22 protein-coding genes are annotated in these 20,747 nt (G+C 70.2%); 14 read left to right on the plus strand and 8 right to left on the minus strand.

Annotated elements, in window-relative coordinates; translation table 11 throughout:
• Positions 1-8: 8 nt before the first annotated feature.
• Positions 9-539 (minus strand): DUF5134 domain-containing protein, encoded by a 531-nt coding sequence (locus ACWD3I_RS15315; RefSeq protein ID WP_365408279.1) that lies wholly within the window; start codon positions 537-539, stop codon positions 9-11.
• Positions 540-702: 163 nt separating this feature from the next.
• On the opposite strand from ACWD3I_RS15315, the gene ACWD3I_RS15320 reads away from it, so the two are divergent.
• From ACWD3I_RS15320 to ACWD3I_RS15335, 4 genes are all read left to right on the plus strand, one after another.
• Entirely contained in the window at positions 703-2,313 is a 1,611-nt protein-coding gene (locus ACWD3I_RS15320; RefSeq protein ID WP_365408282.1) for an FUSC family protein, read from the plus strand.
• Positions 2,310-2,846, plus strand: coding sequence for a MarR family winged helix-turn-helix transcriptional regulator (locus tag ACWD3I_RS15325; protein ID WP_365408284.1), 537 nt, complete (start codon positions 2,310-2,312; stop codon positions 2,844-2,846). Before ACWD3I_RS15320 ends, ACWD3I_RS15325 begins: the two co-directional genes overlap by 4 nt.
• An 87-nt stretch (positions 2,847-2,933) precedes the next feature.
• Positions 2,934-5,480 carry a cellulosome protein gene (locus ACWD3I_RS15330; protein WP_451084102.1) on the plus strand — a complete coding sequence of 849 codons (2,547 nt, stop codon included), beginning with the start codon at positions 2,934-2,936 and terminating at the stop codon, positions 5,478-5,480.
• A 133-nt stretch (positions 5,481-5,613) separates the two neighbouring features.
• Complete coding sequence (locus ACWD3I_RS15335; RefSeq protein ID WP_365408290.1) at positions 5,614-6,111, plus strand: cupin domain-containing protein; 498 nt, start codon at positions 5,614-5,616, stop codon at positions 6,109-6,111.
• A gap of 16 nt (positions 6,112-6,127) precedes the next feature.
• Here ACWD3I_RS15335 and ACWD3I_RS15340 read toward each other — a convergent pair whose 3' ends face one another.
• From ACWD3I_RS15340 to ACWD3I_RS15350, 3 genes are all read right to left on the minus strand, one after another.
• Positions 6,128-7,180, minus strand: coding sequence for an aldo/keto reductase (locus tag ACWD3I_RS15340; RefSeq protein WP_365408293.1), 1,053 nt, complete (start codon positions 7,178-7,180; stop codon positions 6,128-6,130).
• A 104-nt stretch (positions 7,181-7,284) separates the two neighbouring features.
• Positions 7,285-8,049 carry a VOC family protein gene (locus ACWD3I_RS15345; RefSeq protein ID WP_365408296.1) on the minus strand — a complete coding sequence of 255 codons (765 nt, stop codon included), beginning with the start codon at positions 8,047-8,049 and terminating at the stop codon, positions 7,285-7,287.
• Positions 8,050-8,550: 501 nt separating this feature from the next.
• Positions 8,551-8,943, minus strand: a complete 393-nt coding sequence (locus ACWD3I_RS15350) for a VOC family protein (RefSeq protein WP_365408298.1) — start codon at positions 8,941-8,943, stop codon at positions 8,551-8,553.
• A gap of 70 nt (positions 8,944-9,013) precedes the next feature.
• On the opposite strand from ACWD3I_RS15350, the gene ACWD3I_RS15355 reads away from it, so the two are divergent.
• The gene (locus ACWD3I_RS15355; protein ID WP_046257150.1) at positions 9,014-9,544 is read left to right on the plus strand and encodes a GNAT family N-acetyltransferase; all 531 of its coding nucleotides are present in this window, start codon (positions 9,014-9,016) and stop codon (positions 9,542-9,544) included.
• Positions 9,545-9,559: 15 nt separating this feature from the next.
• Here the strand turns inward: ACWD3I_RS15355 and ACWD3I_RS15360 are convergent, their stop codons facing one another.
• Entirely contained in the window at positions 9,560-10,243 is a 684-nt protein-coding gene (locus tag ACWD3I_RS15360) for a glycerophosphodiester phosphodiesterase (protein WP_046257149.1), read from the minus strand.
• A gap of 381 nt (positions 10,244-10,624) precedes the next feature.
• On the opposite strand from ACWD3I_RS15360, the gene ACWD3I_RS15365 reads away from it, so the two are divergent.
• From ACWD3I_RS15365 to ACWD3I_RS15390, 6 genes are all read left to right on the plus strand, one after another.
• A complete protein-coding gene (locus ACWD3I_RS15365) occupies positions 10,625-12,022 on the plus strand; it encodes a DUF6421 family protein (RefSeq protein WP_365408302.1) in 1,398 nt (465 codons plus the stop codon).
• 50 nt (positions 12,023-12,072) lie between these two features.
• A complete protein-coding gene (locus ACWD3I_RS15370; RefSeq protein ID WP_365408305.1) occupies positions 12,073-12,822 on the plus strand; it encodes an SDR family oxidoreductase in 750 nt (249 codons plus the stop codon).
• Complete coding sequence (locus ACWD3I_RS15375) at positions 12,819-13,889, plus strand: threonine aldolase family protein (RefSeq protein WP_365408308.1); 1,071 nt, start codon at positions 12,819-12,821, stop codon at positions 13,887-13,889. The genes ACWD3I_RS15370 and ACWD3I_RS15375 overlap by 4 nt, the downstream gene beginning before the upstream one ends.
• An 83-nt stretch (positions 13,890-13,972) precedes the next feature.
• The gene (locus tag ACWD3I_RS15380) at positions 13,973-14,566 is read left to right on the plus strand and encodes a transglutaminase domain-containing protein (RefSeq protein ID WP_365408311.1); all 594 of its coding nucleotides are present in this window, start codon (positions 13,973-13,975) and stop codon (positions 14,564-14,566) included.
• An 8-nt stretch (positions 14,567-14,574) separates the two neighbouring features.
• A complete protein-coding gene (locus tag ACWD3I_RS15385) occupies positions 14,575-15,279 on the plus strand; it encodes a B3/B4 domain-containing protein (protein ID WP_365408314.1) in 705 nt (234 codons plus the stop codon).
• Positions 15,280-15,305: 26 nt separating this feature from the next.
• Positions 15,306-16,499: a hypothetical protein gene (locus ACWD3I_RS15390; RefSeq protein ID WP_365408317.1), complete on the plus strand. Its 1,194-nt coding sequence runs from the start codon at positions 15,306-15,308 to the stop codon at positions 16,497-16,499.
• A gap of 6 nt (positions 16,500-16,505) precedes the next feature.
• Here ACWD3I_RS15390 and ACWD3I_RS15395 read toward each other — a convergent pair whose 3' ends face one another.
• The 3 genes from ACWD3I_RS15395 to ACWD3I_RS15405 form a co-directional block, all read right to left on the minus strand.
• Complete coding sequence (locus ACWD3I_RS15395; protein ID WP_365408319.1) at positions 16,506-17,528, minus strand: hypothetical protein; 1,023 nt, start codon at positions 17,526-17,528, stop codon at positions 16,506-16,508.
• A 173-nt stretch (positions 17,529-17,701) separates the two neighbouring features.
• Positions 17,702-18,430, minus strand: coding sequence for a lysophospholipid acyltransferase family protein (locus ACWD3I_RS15400; RefSeq protein ID WP_365408321.1), 729 nt, complete (start codon positions 18,428-18,430; stop codon positions 17,702-17,704).
• A 188-nt stretch (positions 18,431-18,618) separates the two neighbouring features.
• On the minus strand, positions 18,619-19,035 hold the full coding sequence (locus ACWD3I_RS15405) for a DUF4395 domain-containing protein (protein WP_365408324.1): 417 nt from the start codon (positions 19,033-19,035) through the stop codon (positions 18,619-18,621).
• Positions 19,036-19,111: 76 nt separating this feature from the next.
• Here ACWD3I_RS15405 and ACWD3I_RS15410 point away from each other — a divergent pair, with 76 nt between their 5' ends.
• The 3 genes from ACWD3I_RS15410 to ACWD3I_RS15420 form a co-directional block, all read left to right on the plus strand.
• Entirely contained in the window at positions 19,112-19,525 is a 414-nt protein-coding gene (locus ACWD3I_RS15410; protein ID WP_365408327.1) for a TlpA family protein disulfide reductase, read from the plus strand.
• Between the two features lie 208 nt (positions 19,526-19,733).
• A complete protein-coding gene (locus ACWD3I_RS15415; RefSeq protein ID WP_365408330.1) occupies positions 19,734-20,243 on the plus strand; it encodes a flavin reductase family protein in 510 nt (169 codons plus the stop codon).
• 214 nt (positions 20,244-20,457) lie between these two features.
• Positions 20,458-20,747, plus strand: a 290-nt coding sequence (locus ACWD3I_RS15420; RefSeq protein WP_451084103.1) for an electron transfer flavoprotein subunit beta/FixA family protein, incomplete at its 3' end; no start/stop codon positions are given.

Below are 20,747 nucleotides of genomic sequence, written 5' to 3' on the forward strand. Positions count from 1 at the left end.
GGAGGCGTTCAGAGCGTCGCCAGCATCGCGACCATGGCGATCCCCATCGACAGCCGGCACGCCCGCGCCAGCTCCGGCCGGTCGCCCCAGCCGACGGTCCCGCCTCCGGCGGCCACGGGCACCAGCCGCACTCCGGACAACAGGACGTACCCCGCGAAGTAGAGGAGCAACACCCCGGTCAGCAAGGGGATCCCGGATCCCGCGTGATGCCCGGGCGAGGCGGCCATCACGACCGCCATGTAGACCATGGCCGACGCCCCCACCAGGTGGTGCAGATGGTGGGTGCTCGCCCGTGCCGCCCACAGGGCCCGCACGGCCGCCGCGCCGAACACGAGGGCATAGACCGACCAGGTCCACGCCGGCGGGGTGAACACCGCGGCCGGTACGGCCATCGCGGCCATGCCGAAGCCCATGAGTGCCTCGCCGCCCGCCGCACGGCGCTGCTCCTCGACCTCGCTGCGCATCCGCAGCAGACAGTAGGCGCCGGTCGCCGCGCACAGCGTCACCAGCAGCCAGCCGGGCGAAGCCGGTCCGTGCACACGCACCTCCCCGCTCGACGGTCGGTCAGGGATGCGATGCCCCGCTCCCGTGGCGCGCACGCGGGCGCAAGGGTGTACACGGGGAGCATTCGGCGGAGCACGGCAGGTCAGCGACTGTCCAACGAAATCGTTTATGAGTAAAACACCTGCTAAGGTTATGGGTATGAGCAGCGCGACCCCACGTCTCCCCCTCGCTGGCGTCCTGCGCCTCGGCCGACCCTCGGACATCTGGTTCAAGCCCGCCCTGAGCGTGGTCGTCGCGGTCGCCCCGCCCAACCTGACCCTGCTGGCGCTCGGTCGCCTCGACCTGGCGATGTACACCATGGCCGGCTCCCTGTGCGCGCTGTACGCCCACAACCGCCCCTACGTCGCCCGGGCCCGCACCCTGGCCTGGGTCGTGCTCGGCATGCTCGCCGGCCTCGCCGTCGCCCTCGTCGCCGCGTCGCTCACCACGAGCGCCGTGGCACTGGTCACGGTCGGCGCCCTCCTGGCCGCGACGCAGAAGGCACTGTGTGACGCGGCTCGCATCGGCCCGCCCGGCAACGTGATCTTCACCTTCATCAGCACCGCCGCCCTGTTCGCCCCACAGACCCTCGCCCAGGTCCCCGGCCACCTGGCCCTCGCCGCCGCGGCGGGCGTCTGGGCGTGGCTCATCGGCATGGCACCCGGCCTGGTCCGCCCGCACGGCCCGGAACGCCGGGCCACCGCCCACGCGCTGCGCACCGCCGCCGCGTACGCCGAGAAGCCCGACGACCCCCGCGCCAGGGCCGCCGCGGTCGCCGCCGTCCAGGCCGCCTGGCAGGCGCTGCTGTCCGCCGGCGCCCGCACCGAGCCCCGCCGCGCCCTCGACCGCCTCGTCGTCCGTGCCGAGGTCGCCCTCGCCGCCCCCGCCGACACCGACCCGGAACGGCTGCGGGCCTGGGCGCGCGACCTGCGCGGCAACGGACCGGTCCCGCGGATCGAGGACCGGGGTGAACTGCTCGGCATCGACGCCGAACTCGGCCTTGAAAGCGTCCCGTTGTGGCGCCGACTCGGTCCCCTGGCCCCGCTCGCCCTGCGTACCGCCCTCGGGTGCGCCCTCGCCGGATACGCCTCCCTGGCCCTCGGTGTCGGCCGCCCGTACTGGGCCCTGGTCACCGCCGCCTCCCTCTACCAGGCCAACCTCACCCTCACCTGGAGCCGTGGCGTCCAGCGCGTCGTCGGCAACCTCGCCGGCGTCCTCCTCTTCGCCGCCGTCGTCCCGCTCGCCCACCTCGGCCCGGCCGCCCTCGTCCTGTGCTGCCTCGCCTTCAACTTCGGCGCCGAGGCGCTGATCAGCCGCAACTACTGGCTCGGCAGCGTCTGCGTGACCCCGATGGCGCTGCTCATCACCGAGTTCGCCGGCTTCCAGGAGCCCGGCCGGCTGATCACCGAGCGGGTCGTGGACACCGTCGTCGGCGCCCTGGTCGGCTTCGGAGCCGCGCTCGCCGTCACCAACCGGCGCGCCGGCGACCGCATCGAGCACGCCCTGAGCGCCGTCGACCGCGCCCGCGAGCGCACCGCCCGCCTCCTCGCCGAGCCGTACCCCGCCCCCGCCGCCCTGGAGTCGGCACACCGGACCCTGGCCGCCGCCCTGGTCGAGCTCCGTGCCACCGTGGACGCCGCGTCCGGCGAATGGTGGCAGCGCGCCCTGCCTCAGGAGCGGGTCGTGCTCGCCGAGCAGGCGGGACACCGTACGCTCGCCGCGACGACACGACGGCTGACCAGCGCGACGACGGAGGACGTACGGCCATGACGGCGGAGACCAGCGGGGGAGACGGCCCGAGGACGGACACGGTCGCGGCGGTCGTCCGGCAGTGGCAGGCCGTCCATCCCGGCCTCGACACCGGACCCATGGAGATCATCGGCCGCATCAACCGCTCCGCCGCCCTCCTCCAGCAGGCCGAGGACGCCCCCCTGCGCCGGGCCGGTCTCAGCCGCCCCGAGTTCGACCTGCTCGGCGCGCTCCGTCGCACCGGCCATGAACTGACCCCCGGCGAGCTGGCCCGTGAGACCTTCTCCTCGGGCGCGGCCGTCACCAAGCGCCTCAAGCAGCTCACCGAGCGCGGACTGGTCGAACGCCGGGGCGACACCCGCGACCGCCGGGTCGTCCACCTCCGCCTCACGGACGCCGGCCGCGATCTCGTCGACGGGATCCTGCCCGAGCAGCTCGCGTACGAGACCGCCGTGCTGTCCGTGCTGGACGGGAGGAAGCAGGGAGAACTGGCCTCACTGCTCGGCGAGTTGCTGACGCAGCTGGAAGGCCGTCTGGGAGCGCTCCGCGTCTGATCGGCCGCTTCGGAAATTTCGGAAGCGGCCCCTCCATTGACGTGATCCACACCCGCTCCCTAGGTTCGGTTCGATTCGCCGACTCATGTGCGAAATACCGGACGAAAGAGAGATGCCGTGGCAGCCGAAACGCTCACCGTCGATCTCGGCACCGAGACGGGCCCCTTCCACGGCGGCGCGAGCGGCACGCTCTACGGCCTCTACGGCGACGGTGTGCCCAGCCGTGCCGTCGTCGAGGGCATGTACGTCCGTACGGTCGCCACCAAGGCCCAGGACGGCATCCAGCACCCCGGCGCGGACGCCCTGGAGATCCTGCCGTCCTTCGTCGCGGCCGGTGGCCAGGACGTCTACCTCTACATGCCGGACATCCTGCGCGGTTTCCCCTACGAGTGGCCCGGCGCCACCGGTGAGGAACGGCTGGCCGGCTTCACGGAGAGCATCCGCAAGCAGGTCGAACAGGTCCTGACCATGGGTGAGTTGAAGTCCCACGTCGTCTACGTCCCGTTCAACGAACCCGAGGGCAACATGTTCGGCGACGGGGAGTGGAGCTACGACGGCATCTCGTGGCACACCGACCCGAGGCACTACTTCGCCGCCTGGCGGGACGTCTACCGGCTGATCAAGGGCCTCGACCCGGACGCCCGTGTCGCCGGACCCAACACCTGCATCCTGTATCCCGAGGTCAAGGGCTTCCTCGCCTTCGCCAAGGAACACGACGTCCTGCCCGACGTGATCACCTGGCACGAACTGTCCTCGCCGGACGAGGTCCGCACGAACGTCGCCAAGTACCGCGAGTGGGAACAGGAGTTGGGCATCGGGCCACTGCCCGTCAACGTCAACGAATACGCCCACAACTACCACTTGTCCGTCCCCGGGCAGATGATCCAGTGGATCGCCGCGATCGAGGAGTCCAAGGTCGACGCCGACATGGCGTACTGGAACATCGCAGGCAACCTCAACGACTCGGCCGTCGAGGCGAACAAGGCCAACGGGCAGTGGTGGCTGTTCAACGCCTACGGCCAGATGACCGGGAACACGGTCGCGGTGACCGCGCCCCGGCCCAACGTCCAGTACACGCTCCAGGGTGTCGCCACGCTCGACCGGGAGAAGCGGCAGGCGCGGGTGCTGTTCGGAGGGTCGAGCGGTTCCGCCGACATCGTCGTCAAGCGGCTCGACCTCTTCGGCGCGACCGTCCGCGCACGGCTCCAGGAGATCCCCTGGACGGGCCAACTCGGCGCCTCCGCCCAGCCGCTGATCCTGACGGAGGAGGTACTCCCGGTGCTGGACGGCAGGGTGACGCTGCCCCTGACCGGCCTCGACGAGATGTCCGCCTACCAACTGATCCTGTCGCCCGGCGGCGAGGGGCCCGTGCGCCCGCAGCCGCCGGCAGGCTGGCGGAGGGCCTACGAGGCCGAGGACGCCACCTACACGGGCGGCGGCTACTCGAAGAACGGTCCCGAGGGGTCCCCGGCGGACGTCGACAAGTTCGCCACCTCCGGCGGCCACCACGTCGGCGGTCTGCGCACCGGCTCCGACGGCGTGCTCGCCTTCGACGTCGAGGTCCCGCGGGACGGGACGTACGAGATCCGTGTCTACGCCAATGCGCACAACCTCGCCGAACCGGTGCGGGAGCACGGTCCCACCAACGTGTTCCTGCGCGTCGACGGCGAGAACCCGCGCGAGCTCCTGCTGCCGCTCGGCTACAAGCGGGCGGTCTGGGGCCATACCGACACCGAGGTGGAGCTGACCGCGGGCCGTCACCGGATCACTCTCGCGGCACAGGACCCCGACCTCGGTGCCACCCGGGGTGACGCGGTCGTCGACCGGCTGGACCTGGTCCTGCGCGACACGGAGAGGGGCGCGCGGTACGACGCCGCGTACGCGGCCCTCGCCGACGGAGCGCGCGTGAGCGGCCCCGCCGCCGTGCTTCCGAGCGGTGGGAGCGCGACCTTCTGGGTGCACGCGGCCGACGACGGGGAGGCGACCGTCGGCCTCCGCGGAGACGGCGAGGGGCTGCTGACGGTCAACGGGGAGGAGATCGGGCGGACCGGGGCCGCGGACCTGTCCGTCTTCCTCGCCGGGGGCGTCAACAAGGTCACGGTCACGGCGACCGGGGAAGAGCTCCTCGTGGAGGAGTTGACCGTCGGTCCGTCGCGCGGGCTGCTGCCGACCACGACGTATCCCGCGGAGGAGGGCGTGCTCGCCGGCACCGCGAAGGTGACCGCGTTCTCCTACGCCACCGGCGGCAAGGCCGTCGACGGCATCGGCCGCGGCCCCGCCAACGCGCTCACCCTGACGGTGACGGCGGACCGCCCCGGACGCCACGCGCTGACGATCCGCTATTCCAACGGCGAGCAGCCGCCGAGCACCCACTACAACCCGGACCCGGTCTGCCGTCACGCGGACATCACCGTCAACGGGGACGACACACGCCGCGTCCTGTTCCCCACCACCTTCCACTTCAACAACTTCTGGCAGCTCTCCGTCCCCGTCACCCTCCAACAGGGCGCGAACACCGTCACGTTCACCGCCGACGAGCTCCCCCACTTCGACGGCACCACGAGGAACGCCTACGGACAGCGCTCCGCCCACGCCCCGGTCCTCGACTCGGTGACAGTGACGCCGCTCGCCTGACGACCGCCTCCCGGACCAGGACTAGGTCCGAGGCCCTCGTTCCCGGACCCGCCGAGATCGTCCGGAGGCCCGATGCCGCCGTCCGGGGGCGCGAGCGACCCTTCCGGTGAAGACCTGCCAGAAGGAGCGCATCATGTCCTACCCGGAACAACTCCCGTACCCGGAGCCCCGCTACCACGGCGACAAGGGTGAGGTGAACGCCGTCTTCCGCCCCGCCGACACCCCCGCGGACCTCTCCTCGCCGGGCGGTTCGACCCACTACCTCGCCACCCACGACTCGACCGGCGGCGAGTTCGGCCTCTACAAAGCGGAGTTGGGCCCGCGGTCCGCCGGCGCCAGAACCCACTTCCACAAGGCGATGTCGGAGTCCTTCTACGTCCTGTCGGGCGAACTGGAGCTCTACGACGGCGAGAAGTGGGTCACGGGCCGCGCGGGCGACTTCCTGTACGTGCCGGTCGGCGGTCTGCACGCCTTCAGGAACGTGACCGACGAGCCGATGTCCATGCTCATGCTCTTCTCCCCGGGCGCCCCGCGCGAGGAGTACTTCGAGCGGGTCGCGGAGATGACGCGGCGTGGTGGCGCGGAACTCGAGCAGTTCCGCGTCCGCCACGACAGCTACTTCGTCGACTAGAAGGGACCAGGGGGGACTAGAGGACGTCGGTCGCCGTACGCCGGTACCCGGAGCGTCGGTCGTCGATGTCCGCCCAGCGGTCGCCGTAGATCGTCCGGACGACGTCCGGGTCCCGTACGAAGTCGTGCGGGAAGCCCAGCGACACCGCGCTCACCTCGTCCAGGCGGGTGACCGCGCCGGCGTCGAGGCGGACGTCGACGCTGCCGAGGTTGTCGGCGAGCTGGTGTTCCTTGGTGGCCGCGATGATCGGAACGATGTTGCCGGGCCGCTGGAGCAGCCAGGCCAGCGCCACCTGGGCCGGGCTCCAGCCGCCCTGCTCGGCGATCTCCAGGACGGCGGTGACGACCTCTTCCTCCTGTGCGCTCGGCTTGCCGGCCCAGGAGTCGAGCCGGCCCGACTCGCCCCGCCGGTACTTACCGGTCAGCTTCCCGGCCGCCAGCGGTGCCCACGCCAGCACCGCCTGGCCGAACGCCCGTGCCTGCGGCAGCAGTTCACGCTCCGGTGTCCGCTCCAGCAGGTTGTAGCGCAGCTGCGAACCCGCGAACGCGGTCCAACCCCGCAGCTCCGCGAGGGTGTTGGCCTGCGCGATCTCCCAGGCGGGCCAGTCCGAGACACCGACGTACAGCACCTTCCCGGTCCGTACGAGGTCGTCGAGTGCCCGCATCACCTCGTCGACCGGGGTGAAGTTGTCCCGCGCGTGCACCCACAGGACGTCGAGCCGGTCGGTGCGCAGCCGCTCCAGGCTCGCCTCCACCGACTGCGCCAGGTTCTTGCGGTGGTTGCCGGCCGCGTTGACATCCCCCGCGCGTGTGCCGCACGTGTACTTGCTGGCCAGCACGAACTTATCGCGCCGACCCTCCAGCAGCTCGCCCAGGATCCGCTCCGAGCTGCCGCCCGAGTAGATGTCGGCCGTGTCGATGAAATTGCCACCCGCGTCGGCGTAGGCGTCGAGGAGCTTGGCGCTGGTCCCCTTGTCGGAGCCGGCGCCCGGGTCCTCACCCATCACCATCGTGCCGAGGCTCAGCTCGCTCACGCGCAGACCGGTCCTGCCGAACAATGTGTAACGCACGCTCAGTTCCCCCTCCGGACGGTTCGTGCGGCCGACGCTACGAGGTGGAGCGCACTTCAACGCAAGCGTGTTTCGGGGACACCGGGAATTCGTCCCCTCAGGTCTCAGCGCTCCGCACCCGCCAGATACACCCCGAACATCGCCCCTTGAGGATCCCGCAGCACCGCGATGCGCAGACTGTCGGGCACCGTGGTGGGCTCCATCAGGACCGTGCCGCCCGCCTCCGTCGCCGTGGCCGCGCTCGTGTCCACGTCCGCCACCGCGAAGTACGGCAGCCAGTGCGGCGGCACCTCGGGCGGGAACTTGTCGTCCATCGTCACCATGCCGCCGAAGTCGGCGCCGTCGAGGCCCCACTGTGTGTAGTGCTCCGAAGCGTTGACACTCCAGCCGAACACCGTGGTGTAGAAGTCCACCGACCGCTCGGGCTGCCTGCTCATCAGCTCCACCCAGCCCAGCGAGCCCGGCTCGTTGAGCAGGCCCGCCCCTTCGAAGCCCGCCGCCTGCCACACATGGAAACCGGCGCCCTGCGGATCGGCGACGGACGCGAAGCGCCCCATGCCGGGAACGTCCCCGGGCTCGAACACCACAGTGCCACCAGCCGACTTGATCCTCTCCACCGTGGCGTCGACGTCCGCCACGGCGAACGTCACGAACCATGTGACCGGCTGCGGCTCCTCGCCCAAGGGCACGAGCGCGGCGACGGGGAGATGGCCCATGTACGCGATCGTGTAGCCGCCCATCTCCGCGCGGGAGTCGGTCTCCGTCCGCCAGCCGAAGAGCTCGCCGTAGAAGTGCCGGCCGGCCTCCAGATCCGGGGTTCCCACCTCGGCCCAGCAGGGCCCACCGGCCACCGGCTTGTCGAGTTTCATGGCGTCACGGCCTTCCTGCCGACGCGGGCGTCCCCTTTCGCACGCTAGCTCCGCTCGACCGCCGCTGCCATCCGGCGCCGCGCTCCGGCCCCAGGTGCTCGCCTGTCACTGCCCGACCCACCATCCGATGCCCCCGAGCCTGCCAGCGCTCCGAGGAGGATCAGCAGGCCGGCGGGCACACGCTCGACCGTGATGCGTGTACCTCCGATCCGAAGGTCGAGGAAGCGACGCGAATCCTCCCGCTTCACATGGACAGTGGTGCGCTCGGGCATGGCTGATCAGTTCCATTCACGGGTGGGGGTTCGAGCAGGCGCCGGTTGCGCCAGCCACAGAGTGGCACGCGACGCGGGCGCCTTTGAGAAATCCACCAAGATATGCATATATCCGTCGCCCGATAGGGTCAACTTCCCGACGGGAGACCGTATTTGAGTCCAGGCCCCCAAGGCGGCGCCGGGTGGCGCCACTGCCGGCCGGTGCCGGCCGCTCTCTGTGCGGTGGTCGTCAGATGCCTGGGCGGAAGCGGATCGGGTGGTCTTCGGGTACCTCGACGAGGACGATCCTGCAGCCGTCCGGATCGGTGATCCACATCTCGATCAGCCCCCAGGGCTCCTTCACCGGCGGCCGTACGATCGCCACGCCCTTCGCCGCCAGCTCCTCGTGCGCGGCCGTCACATCCGCGACCTGCATCCACAGCTGCACGGCCGCGGACGGGGGCGTCTCGGAGCGACCCGAGAGCTCCAGGAAGCCTCCGCCGAGGAAGTAGACGGTGCCGCGCTCGGGCCCCGTGCCGAACTCGCGGTAGACGCCGAGGCCGAGCTGCTCGCCGTAGAAGACCCGGGAACGCTCGGGGTCGGTGGGGTGGAGGAGGGTTCGGCCGCTCAGTACATGCACCATGCAGCGGAGCCTAGTGGGAGCGCTACGCTCGTCCGTGCCCGTGCCGTGCCCGAGAGCGGAGATACGCCTCATGACCGCTGGACTCACTTTCCGCGATGCCATCGACACCGATGTGGACGCCCTGGTCGCGCTGATCGAGTCGGCGTACCGCGGGGACTCCAGCCGGACGGGGTGGACCACCGAGGCGGACATCCTCGAGGGGCAGCGGACCGACCCCGAGGGCGTTCTCGAGGTCATCAAGTCGCCCGAGAGCCGGCTGCTCGCCGTCGAGCGCGACGGCGAGGTCGTCGCCTGCTGCCAGCTCGAACACCGAGGGGCCCACGCCTACTTCGGGATGTTCGCGGTCAGCCCGAAGCTCCAGGGCGGCGGCCTCGGCAAGGTGATCATCGCCGAGGCCGAGCGCCGGGTCCGCGAGGAATGGGGCGCCACGGAGATGCAGATGACGGTGATCTCCGTACGGGACGACCTGATCGCCTGGTACGAGCGCCGCGGCTACCGCCGTACGGGCCGGATGACCCCGTTCCCGTACGGCGACGAGCGCTTCGGTGTTCCGCAGCGCGACGATCTTCAGTTCGAGCTGCTGGTCAAGCCGCTGGTGTGACGTTCATGCAGAGGGCTATGCGGTGAAGCGGGCGGTGCGTTTGATCTCCGGGTAGTCGGTGGTCGCGCCGTCCAGCTGCAGGGCCCGTACGAGCCGCAGATGGTCCTGTGTGTTCACCACCCAGCCGATGATCCTGAGATCCGCTTTGCGGGCGGCCTCCACGACCTCCAGCGTGATCCGGCGGATGTTCAGACAGACGGTCGCGGCACCGGCCTCGACGGCGCGGTCCACGATGTCGGTGCCGTACCGGCTGGCGATCAGCGCGGTCCGTACGCCCGGCACCAGGCGGGAGATCTCGGCGATCGCCTCGTCATGGAACGAGGACACCTCCACCCGGGCGACCAGGTCCCGCCTGAGCATGACCTCGGCCAGTGCCCGGGCCGCCTGCATGTCCTTGATCTCGGCCTGGAGCGGCGACCGCACCGCGTCCAGGACCTCCTCGAAGACGGGTACGCGCTCACCGCGGCCCGCGTCCAGGGCGCGTAGTTCTGCGAGGGTCTTCTCGGCGATCGGACCGGTCCCGTCGGTCGTGCGGTCCACGTCCGTGTCGTGCATGACGACCAGGGCACCGTCCTTGCTCAGGTGCAGGTCGAGTTCGATGACGTCGAGGCCGGCCTGTTGGGCGGCCACGAAGGAACGGAGGGTGTTCTCGGGTTCGAGACCCATGACCCCGCGATGACCGATGGTAAGGAAGTTCAAGGTACAACTCGCTTCCGTCGACGGCGGCTCGGCGTCCGCGCGGACCGGAGCGGACGATCGCGCGGGCAGATCCGCAGCCTAGTGCGCCCGGCCGGTGATGTACCCGCGCGTACACGGGGGATCGGGGTGACACGAGGGGCGGACCTGCCCGGTACGGCTCCGGGTGGTCACCCTGGGGTGGGCGAGTCCTGCGGACATTGACCACGCGGGTCCGCCGAGAGATCCATGTATACCCACCTGAGTGGCCCTCAAGGCATCCGACAGGAAAAAGTTCCGTGACCATGCGGGCGCGCAGGATAATTTCCCGAGTCCACACTTGCTGGAAGGAAGCCCATATGCATACGGTGTCCTGACGCGAGGTTCTCCCGTGGAGGATGGGGCATGACGGAAATTCTTGTGCAGGCGGCGACGGGGGAGCAGGCTCCTCCCGCGACCAGGGTGGTGGAGCACCCGGCTTGGCCCGTGCTCAAGGATGCCGTGGAGCGGATCCGGCCCTGGCAGGCCAAGGACGGGTCGATCGACTTCACCGCCGAGGGCGCCCCGGCGCGCGCGGACGCCGCGGCCGTCGTACGCCAGGTCGTCGACGCCGTGGAGGAGCTGGCGCCGCTGCTCCCGCACGACAGCGCCTACCACGAGGCCCTGGTCAAGGACCTGGAGCGCTGGACCGACGGTGGCTTCGAGGTGCCCGACTTCCTCGACTCGCTGCTGGCCTTCCAGCCCGCCAAGGGGCGCGCGGACGGTCTCCAGCACCTGGTCGTCTTCCCGATGTACACCCAGAACGGCAACCCCGACCGCAATCTCGAAGCGGTCGTGCTGCGCATGGTCTGGCCCGAGTGGCTGGCCGAGCTGGAGCGCACGCGCTACGACAACCCGCTGTTCTGCGGTATCAAGTTCGAGGACTTCACGGCCGGCTACGACACCAACTCGGCCGTCCTCTTCCCGGAGACCATCGCCGTGCGCGAGGCGCCGGAACGATTCTCCTGGGGTGGCATCTTCTGTGACCGCGAGGCCGCCCGCTTCCGCCGGGTGACCGACGCCGCCGTCGGCATCCTGGGCCTGGAGCTGCCCGAGGACGTCGCCGCGATGGTCCACGACCAGACGCGCTGCGAGGAGGCCTTCGTCCTGTGGGACATGGTCCACGACCGCACCCACAGCCACGGCGACCTGCCCTTCGACCCGTTCATGATCAAGCAGCGCCAGCCGTTCTGGATGTACGGCCTCGAAGAGCTGCGCTGCGACCTCACCGCCTTCAAGGAGGCCGTGAAGCTGGAGGCGGAAGGCGTCTCGCAGGCCCGCGACGTGCAGTTCGCGGTGCTCTTCGACCGCATGTTCCGCTTCCCGGTCACCGGTGAGCGCGTCCGCAACTACGACGGCCTCGGCGGCCAGCTGCTCTTCGCCTACCTGCACAAGCACGACGTCGTCCGCTGGACCGACAACAAGCTGCACATCGACTGGCAGCGCGCCCCGCAGGTCACCAACCAGCTGTGCGCCGAGATCGAGGACCTCTACCGGGCGGGCATCGACCGCCCGAAGCTCGTCCACTGGTTCGCCGCCTACGGCCTGGTGTCGCAGTACCTCGCCCCGCACCCGGGCTCCCGCTGGGCCAAGGGCCCGGACGCCCTGGATCTTACCCAGCCGCCGCGAAAGCTCGTCGATGACGTGCTTCCGGACGAGTTTCCGCTGAGCATGTTCTATGAGGCCCTCTCCAAGAAATTGAAGACGGTGATCGCCTCGACCCGGGGCATCACCGCGGAGAGCGCCGAGCGGATCGCCGCGTGAGCGTTCGCGGCACCGAGAACACTGCACAGCAAGCTCAGGAGGCGAAGAACATGGCGGGGAACGGAGCTCTCAGCGGTGCGGTGATCGCGGTGGCCGGCGCGGGTGGTCCCGCGGGCCGCGCGACACTGCTGCGCCTCGCCGAGGCCGGTGCGACGGTCGTCGGCGCCGACAACGACCCGGAGCGCCTCGCGGAGGCCGTGGACGCGGCCCGCTACAGCGCCGGTGGCGCCACGGTCACCGGTGAGCCGGTCGACCTGCTGGACCTGGAGTCCACCCGTGACTGGGCCACACGTATCGAGAAGGACTTCGGCGGCGTCGACGGCGTGGTCCACCTTGTCGGTGGCTGGCGCGGCAGCGAGACCTTCATCAAGACGAGCCTGGACGACTGGGACTTCCTGGAGCTGCTGCTCATCCGCACCGTGCAGCACACCTCACTCGCCTTCTCCGAGGCGCTCCAGCGCAGCGACCGCGGCCGCTACGTCCTGATCAGCGCCGCGGGCGCGACCAAGCCCTCCGCGGGCAACGCCGCCTACGCCGCCGCCAAGGCGGCCGCCGAGGCCTGGACGCTCGCCATGGCCGACTTCTTCCGCAAGGCGGGGGGCGGTGAGGCGCTCACCTCGGCCGCCACCATCCTGGTGGTGAAGGCGTTGGTGCACGACGCGATGCGCGCCGAGCGTCCCAACGCGAAGTTCGCGGGCTTCACGGACGTCAAGGACCTCGCGGGGGCCATTGCCGACGTCTGGGAGAAGTCCGCCGGGGAAGTGAACGGAAACCGTCTGTGGCTCACCGAGAAGCCGTGAACCCTCCGAAGACCGACGCCCGCCGGCACCACGACCCGGACAGCCGGGGCTTCGCCAGTGACAACTACGCCGGCGCCCATCCGGAGGTGCTCGCCGCCCTGGCCCTGGCCAACGGCGGGCACCAGGTCGCCTACGGCGAGGACGACTACACCGAGAACCTCCGGACGATCATCCGCAGTCACTTCGGCGCCACGGCCGAGGCGTTCCCCGTCTTCAACGGCACCGGCGCCAACGTCGTCGCCCTCCAGGCGGTCACCGACCGCTGGGGCGCGGTGATCTGCGCGGAGAGCGCGCACATCAACGTGGACGAGGGCGGCGCCCCCGAGCGTATGGGCGGCCTCAAGCTGCTCACGGTGCCCACACCGGACGGCAAGCTCACGCCCGAGCTGATCGACCGGCAGGCGTACGGCTGGGACGACGAGCACCGCGCGATGCCGCAGGTCGTATCGATCACCCAGAGCACGGAGCTGGGCACCCTCTACACGCCGGACGAGATCCGCGCGATCTGCGACCACGCTCACGCACACGGCATGAAGGTGCACCTGGACGGCTCCCGCATAGCCAACGCGGCCGCCTCCCTGGACGTCCCGATGCGGACGTTCACCAATGCGGTCGGCGTCGACATCCTCTCCTTCGGCGGGACCAAGAACGGCGCGCTGTTCGGCGAGGCCGTCGTGGTCATCAATCAGGACGCCGTCAGCCACATGAAGCATCTGCGCAAGCTGTCCATGCAGCTCGCCTCCAAGATGCGCTTCGTGTCGGTCCAGCTGGAGGCGCTGCTCGCCAAGGACCTGTGGCTGCGCAACGCCCGCCACTCCAACGAGATGGCCCAGCGGCTCGCGGAGGGGGTCCGTGCCGTGCACGGCGTGGAGATCCTCTACCCGGTGCAGGCCAACGGCGTGTTCGCCAAGCTCCCGCACGAGGTGAGCGTGCGCCTGCAGAAGCGGTTCCGGTTCTACTTCTGGGACGAGACGGCGGGCGTGGTGCGCTGGATGTGCGCCTTCGACACGACCGAGGAGGACGTGGACGCGTTCGTCGCGGCGCTGAAGGAGGAGATGGCGCACTAGCGGCCTCTCGATCTATGCATAGATATGCGGTCACCCGAAAAAGCATTGACTCTCGGGTGATCGCATTCCTATGCTCTGCGGTCATGGAGCTGATCCAGAACACCCCTGACCTGTCCGCATACTTGGCCGCCGACGAGGTCATCGACCATGACCATCCACGGGTGCGCGAGACGGCCGCGCACCTCGCCACGGAAGCCGCGGACTCGTATGCCTATGCACAGCTGGCTTTCGAGTTCGTGCGCGACACCATCCCCCACTCGCAGGACTCCGGCGACATGCGTGTCACCTGGAGGGCCTCCGATGTGCTCGAACAGGGCACCGGCATCTGCTATGCCAAGGCCCATGCGCTGGCCGCGCTGCTGCGGGCCGAAGACATCCCGACCGCGCTCTGCTACCAGCGGCTGGCGGACGACGGCGGGGCCGGGCATGTCGTGCACGGCCTGGTGGCCCTGCGGTTCAACGGGGCCTGGCACCGGCAGGACCCGCGCGGCAACAAACCGGGGGTGGACGCCCGGTTCTCCCTCGAAGGTGAGCGGCTGGCGTGGATTCCGGACCCGCAGTCCAATGAGGTGGACTATCCGGTGCTGTACGCTGAACCGCATCCCACCGTGTTGAGTGTCCTGCAGGCCGCCCCCGACCGGCCCTCCCTGTGGAAGACGCTCCCTTCCGCACTCTGAGGCAGTCGATGACCTTCTCCCTGACCGTGTCCGACGAGGTGCGCGCGCTCGCCCCCGGCTTCACACACGTCGCCGTCGAGGCGCACGGCCTCGTCAACGGACCGAGCACCGACGCGAGTTCGGCGCTGCTCGACGACGCCGCCCGCCGTCTCGCCGTGCGCCTGGACGGGCGGGCCCCGCACGAGGACCCGCACCTGGCCGCCTGGCGCGAGGCCTACACGGCGTTCGGCTCGAAGCCGTCGCGTACCCGCAACTCGGCGGAGTCGCTGGCCAAGCGGGCGTCGGCGGACGGCGGGCTGCCCCGGATCAACCTGCTCGTCGACCTCTACAACGCCATCAGCGTCGCCCACCTGATCCCGGTCGGCGGCGAGGACATCGACCGCATCGAGGGCGGGATGCGCCTGGTGCGGGCGACCGGGGACGAGGACTTCGTGACCGTCGCCGGCGGTGCGGAGGTCGTCGAACACCCCGACGCCGGCGAGGTGGTCTGGCGCGACGAGCGGGGCGTGACCTGCCGGCGCTGGAACTGGCGCCAGGGACCGCGCACCCGGCTCACCGAGGAGACCGTCTCCGGCATCTTCCTGCTGGAGAGCCTCGCGCCGATGCCGGTCCCCGAGGTGGAAGCGGCGGCCGCCGAACTCGCCGAGCTGCTGGAGAAGTTCAGCCCCGGGGCGCGTATCGAGGTGCATGACGCCGACCCGGTGCGCGGCTGAAGCGTCGCAGTCGCTAATCTCCCGGCATGCGTGATGGGGGAGCAGTGGACGACAGCACGAGCGTGGACGCGGAACAGCCGGCGGGGCCTCTCGCCCGGCTGAGGAAGCACTGGCTGCTCACCTCGGCCGTGGCGCTGGCCGTGCTGGCGACGGCCACGGCCGTACCGGTCGTCCTCGCGGACTCCGGGGACGACCCCCCGTGCCAGGAGATCCCCGCGTCGACCCGCGCGCTCGCGAAGGACCCGGCGGCCGCCACCCGCGCGCTCGACCCGGGCGACGAACTGACCCTGTTCGGCGCCGTGCGCGACCTCCTGGTGCACGAGAACCCGTGCGGGGACGGCGGCAAGGTGCTCGGCCAGGTCATCGACGCGGCCACCCGTGCCCCGGCCGAAGGCAAGCGCCACACCCTCGCCCAGGCCCGCGGCGCCTACGCGGTCGTGGCCGCCTTCGACGACAAGGACGTGCCCGCCGGGATGGCACCCGGCCTGGCCCGCCTGCTCGCCGAGTACGTCGTGGACGCCAACCGCTATCTGAGCCCCGACGACGAGTCCTACACCCCGGCCGCCGACGCCACGTCGGCCGCACCGGACGACACCGGCTGGACGCCGTACGGCCGCTTCCTCGCCCCCGGTGAGGCTCACGCCGACTTCGAGCACACCCAGCCCTACTCGTCCGTGGGCGCGAACCCGGAAGCCCTGATGGCCGAACTGGCCAAGGACCCCGAGGCGTTCGCGATCCTCTACGACGCCCAGCGCGCGTACCTCGCCCACTACCTCGAACGCCTCACCCGGGCGGGCGCGGACCCCGACTACCACCCGGAGCCGGACAAGGACGGGACGGCCCGGCGCACCGACACCTGGGTCGACATCGACCTGGAACACCTCGCCGACCGCGTCGGCACACTGATGAACCTCCGGGCGCGCTACGCCAGGGAGGGCACCATCCCCGACCTCGCGGCCTTCGACAAAGCCGTACGACAGCACACGCGCGGCGCCTACCGGGCGGCCACGCGGCAGTTGAGCAGCCGGCCGCCGGTGGGGGACATCGCCGAGCGACAGATCTCCGGACCGGTCGCCGGGGACCTGATGGACGGGCGGCACCAGCTGTTCACCGTGCTGGACGCCTGGGTGAAGGCGCGCAACGTGCCGCGGGAACGCGCGGCCGACCTGCGGCAGTTGATCGACGACCGATACGTCAGGGCGCTCTGGTTGACGTTCTGAGCGGACTCAGCCGCCGAGCCTCAGGTCCGTGCAACCCCGCTGCCGCACCTGCTCGCGAGCGAAGGCCGCGAGCAGCTTCCGCTTCTCGGCCTCGCCCACGCCGGGGATGTCCTTGTCGTCACTGAGCGCGAAGTTGGCCGACTCGCCGTCGCAGCGGGCCGTCGCCGTACGGGCGGCGGGCAGGCGGCCCTCCTCGCCGATCAGACGGCGGCTCCAGTCGCCGTACCAGGCGGCGAACCGCAGTCGCGTCTCCGTCTCGCCGGAGTCGGCGTCCCGCGCGTACAGGTCGCAACGTCCCACGGGACCCGCGTCGTTCATGAGCGTCGCGACCTGCCACTGGGACGCTTCGAGCACCCCTGACTTGAGGGCCCAGCCGCAGGCGCTGTCCGCGGAGCCGTCGAGGGACACCGTCTTCGGATCCTTGTCCGGATCCACCGGCGCGGCTTCGCCTCCCGGTGCCTTCAACGGCTCGGCGCCGCAACCGAGCCGCTCGGACGCGGAGTTGGTGAGGGTCACGGCCGTCTCGTAGGCGGCGGGCGTGCCCCACAGGGTGTCCCGGCCGAGCCGGGTGCGCACCAGCAGCTTGGGCTGCCGGCCCTCGTCGTCCTTCTCGAGGGCCGGACAGGGCACCAGGAGCTGCAGATCGCCGAACTTGTCGATGAAGCCGGGCATTCCGTCCGGCATCGGTGCCACGGTGTCGAACCCCGTCTCCGGGAAGACCGTCATCAACTCCCGGTCCAGGTCGTCCCGTCGGGTGTACGCCTCCATCAAGAGCAAGCGGTCGCTGCGCAGTTCGTCGCCCTCGAAGTCGAGGGAGCAGCCGTAGTCGCCCAGCTCCTCGTGGGAGGCGGACGTCGCGTCCTTGAAGTGCGAGCCGCTGCGCCCGAGTTCACGCACCGCGTCCACGGGCAGCGCCCCGTCGCAGGCCGTGCGCAGCAGCCACCAGTCGTTGACGTACGGGGTGCCGACCCAGCCGCCGATCCCCAGCACGACCGCAGCCGTGACCGACACCTTGACCCAACGCCGCATGTACAGCCCCCGTAGCGAACCCCGGACACCTGGCTTCCGGTTACGTCACGGACTCTATCGACACAGCCCCGCACCCCAAAGGGGGGCGGGGCTGTGTCGATGTCAGGCTCCGCCCCGGGCGCGACCAGCCGTCACCGGCCCGCAGCCGTAAGGCGACCGAGCCCGGCGAGGTCTCAGCGGGCTTCCGCCGCCTTGACTTCCTCGGGCGTCGGCGCGGTCCCACCGAGATGCGCCGGCATCCACCACGTGTCGTTCGCGTCCTTCGGCCGCACCGGATAGGCGCGCTGCGCGGCCTCCAGCATCTCCTGGACACGCTCGCGCAGCTGACGGGTGATCGCGCCCGCGTACTTGTCCTTGGACGCCTCGATCGCCTCGCCCACCCGGATCGTGATCGGGATGTGGCTGCGCTTGAAGTTCTTGGGGTGGCCCTTGGTCCACAGCCGCTGCGTGCCCCACACCGCCATCGGGATCAGCGGGACGCCCGCCTCCTGGGCCATGCGCGCGGCGCCCGACTTGAAGGACTTCAGGGTGAACGACTGCGAGATCGTGGCCTCCGGGAAGACCCCGACGATCTCGCCGGAGCGCAGCGAATCCAGCGCGTGCTGGTACGCGGTCTCACCCTGCTTGCGGTCCACGGGGATGTGTTTCATCCCGCGCATCAACGGTCCGGAGATCTTGTGCCGGAAGACGGACTCCTTCGCCATGAAGCGAACGAGTCGTTTCTGCGGGAGCGCCGCCAGGCCGTCGAAGATGAAGTCCAGGTAGCTGATGTGGTTGCTCACCAGCACGGCGCCGCCCGAGCGCGGGATGTTCTCCGACCCCTGGCAGTCGATCTTGAGGTCCCACGCCTTGAACAACGTGAGCGCGAGGCCGACAGCGGGTCGATAGACAAGCTCTGCCATGGACGGGGTGGACCCTTCCTTCTCTGCTGGGAAAGACGGCTCCCGGCGGGAAAGTTACGGCGCCGTAGGTTTACGGCATCTCGCAGATCGTGCCCCAAGAACGGACCGGGGGCCAGTCTTCGTGCCCGTGAACGGCGAGATCCTTGTCACGTCGGCTGCTTGATCCACCTCGTGCTTTTACGCCGCCTTTACTGCGCGCGCACCGTCACCCGCCGTACGAGCAGGTACATCTCGCAGCCCAGGCAGTACCCGAACGCGGAATTGAGAAAGGCGGCCGCGAGCGCCGCACCGGTCGCGGCGAGCCCCAGCCACGTGGGTCCGAGCGCGTAACCGACGAGCCCCACGGCGGCGAACGCGAGCCCGACCGCCTGAGCGAACCGCGGCGGCTCCGGCGCCTCGAACTCGGTCGGCGGGCCGAGCCGGGGCCGAACGGCCTTGCGGAACAGCCAGCCGTACGGCGAACGAGCCACTCCGCCGGCCGCGCCCAGTGCGAACGCCAGGGTCTGCCAGGCCAGGAGCCACACGTTGCCGGTGATCAGCACGACCGCCAGTACTAGGGTCGTCACGGCCGCCCCGAAGCGCGGTCCCCTCACGTCGATGTCCATGAATCAAGCATTCCGCATGGGGAACGGTCAGTGGCGCCGGGAATCTTTGCAGTCTTGTGAACGCTGGAGCTGGGTGATGGCCGGAGTTGTGGTGTGTGTGGTGGTGCTCGTCGCCGCGAGCGCCTATGGAGTGCTGCACAAGCGGCGGAGCGGGAGAGTACGCGTGCGCGGGCGTGACGACGGCAAGCGGCTCGGCGCGGCCGAACTGGGCGGGGAGTTGGGGGAGCGCGCGACGCTCGTCCAGTTCTCCAGTGCCTTCTGCGCGCCCTGCCGTGCCACCAAGCGGATCCTGGGCGAGGTGGTCGAGATGGTGCCCGGAGTCGCCCACATCGAGATCGACGCCGAGGCCCGTCTGGATCTCGTGCGCGAACTCGACATCCTCAAGACGCCGACCGTGCTCGTGCTGGACGCCGACGGTCGTGTCGTGCGGCGGGCCAGCGGGCAGCCGCGCAAGGCGGATGTCATCGCGGCCCTGGGGGAGGCGGTTTGACAGGGCTCACGCGGACGGTGAGGCATCTCCCATATGCCGGGACGTACTTGACTGTGCGCGCCACCTATCGTCAGCCTGACCGTATGCCTTCGGAACTCCTTCTCTTCGGGCGGGTCCACGTCGACCTCGCCCGCACGGCGAGCGCGCGCTGTCCGGGTTGTTGAGCGCCCACGGACCCTCTCGCCCCTCCTTGCCGAAGGATCACTCGATGACGGCCTCGCCGGAACTCCGTACCCCTCAGCTCGCTTCCGCCGACCTCCTGCGCTCCGTCTTCCGGCGGCATGCGGCGGGGGTCGCCGTGATCACCGCCGGTGGTGAGGGCGGTCCGGTCGGCTTCACCGCCACCTCCCTCACCTCGGTCTCCGTCGAGCCCCCGCTGCTCTCCTTCGGGATCGGTGTCGGCGCCTCCAGCTGGCCGGCGATATCCGAGGCCGACCATGTCGGCGTGCACATACTCGGTGAGCACCAGCAGGAGCTGGCCGCCACGTTCGCCCGCAGCGGCGCCGACCGCTTCGGCGCACCGACGGCCTGGCGGGAGGGCCCCGAGGGCGTTCCCGTCCTCGACGACGTCCTGGCCTGGCTGGTGTGCCGGGTCGTCACGCGCGTTCCCGCCGGGGACCATCGCATCGTCCTGGCCGAGGTGCTCCTCGGCGATCCGACCGGTGCCGGCCGTCCGCTCGTCTACCACCAGGGTCGGTTCGGCGGTCTGCGCGACTGACGCCCTCTTCTGCGAAGCGGTCGAGTTCCGATTACGCTGCGTTGCGAAGGTCACAGTTCAAAGCGCTTGCTTAGCGGGAACGAACTGGGTGTACTGACGAGTAATATTTCGATCGGAGCGCGGGTCGCCCCGATCGGGATCGGCCGCTTGGGGCGCCTATGCTGCCTGCAAGTAGGCAGCAGAGAAATGTCGACGCAGCAGTAGGAGAGCCGGCGTGAGCTTGAGGATCGTTGTCACCGTGAAGTACGTGCCCGACGCCACTGGCGACCGGCACTTCGCCGATGACCTGACCGTCGACCGTGACGACGTGGACGGTCTGCTCTCCGAGCTGGACGAGTACGCGGTCGAGCAGGCGCTGCAGATCTCGGAGAACTCGGACGACGACGTCGAGGTCACCGTCCTCACCGTGGGTCCGGAGGACGCCAAGGACGCGCTGCGCAAGGCGCTGTCCATGGGTGCCGACAAGGCGGTCCACGTCGAGGACGACGACCTGCACGGCACGGA

This window comes from Streptomyces sp. NPDC002817 (assembly GCF_053592055.1).

Bases quoted from the DNA above. Each gene is read 5' to 3' on its own strand.
- ACWD3I_RS15410 (WP_365408327.1), top strand. From the start codon at position 19,112: ATGGCCGGAGTTGTGGTGTGTGTGGTGGTGCTCGTCGCCGCGAGCGCC.
- ACWD3I_RS15350 (WP_365408298.1), bottom strand. From the start codon at position 8,943: ATGGTGCATGTACTGAGCGGCCGAACCCTCCTCCACCCCACCGACCCC.
- ACWD3I_RS15355 (WP_046257150.1), top strand. From the start codon at position 9,014: ATGACCGCTGGACTCACTTTCCGCGATGCCATCGACACCGATGTGGAC.
- ACWD3I_RS15395 (WP_365408319.1), bottom strand. From the start codon at position 17,528: ATGCGGCGTTGGGTCAAGGTGTCGGTCACGGCTGCGGTCGTGCTGGGG.
- ACWD3I_RS15400 (WP_365408321.1), bottom strand. From the start codon at position 18,430: ATGGCAGAGCTTGTCTATCGACCCGCTGTCGGCCTCGCGCTCACGTTG.
- ACWD3I_RS15345 (WP_365408296.1), bottom strand. From the start codon at position 8,049: ATGAAACTCGACAAGCCGGTGGCCGGTGGGCCCTGCTGGGCCGAGGTG.
- ACWD3I_RS15380 (WP_365408311.1), top strand. From the start codon at position 13,973: ATGGAGCTGATCCAGAACACCCCTGACCTGTCCGCATACTTGGCCGCC.
- ACWD3I_RS15320 (WP_365408282.1), top strand. From the start codon at position 703: ATGAGCAGCGCGACCCCACGTCTCCCCCTCGCTGGCGTCCTGCGCCTC.
- ACWD3I_RS15390 (WP_365408317.1), top strand. From the start codon at position 15,306: ATGCGTGATGGGGGAGCAGTGGACGACAGCACGAGCGTGGACGCGGAA.
- ACWD3I_RS15365 (WP_365408302.1), top strand. From the start codon at position 10,625: ATGACGGAAATTCTTGTGCAGGCGGCGACGGGGGAGCAGGCTCCTCCC.
- ACWD3I_RS15405 (WP_365408324.1), bottom strand. From the start codon at position 19,035: ATGGACATCGACGTGAGGGGACCGCGCTTCGGGGCGGCCGTGACGACC.
- ACWD3I_RS15385 (WP_365408314.1), top strand. From the start codon at position 14,575: ATGACCTTCTCCCTGACCGTGTCCGACGAGGTGCGCGCGCTCGCCCCC.
- ACWD3I_RS15370 (WP_365408305.1), top strand. From the start codon at position 12,073: ATGGCGGGGAACGGAGCTCTCAGCGGTGCGGTGATCGCGGTGGCCGGC.
- ACWD3I_RS15335 (WP_365408290.1), top strand. From the start codon at position 5,614: ATGTCCTACCCGGAACAACTCCCGTACCCGGAGCCCCGCTACCACGGC.
- ACWD3I_RS15415 (WP_365408330.1), top strand. From the start codon at position 19,734: ATGACGGCCTCGCCGGAACTCCGTACCCCTCAGCTCGCTTCCGCCGAC.
- ACWD3I_RS15325 (WP_365408284.1), top strand. From the start codon at position 2,310: ATGACGGCGGAGACCAGCGGGGGAGACGGCCCGAGGACGGACACGGTC.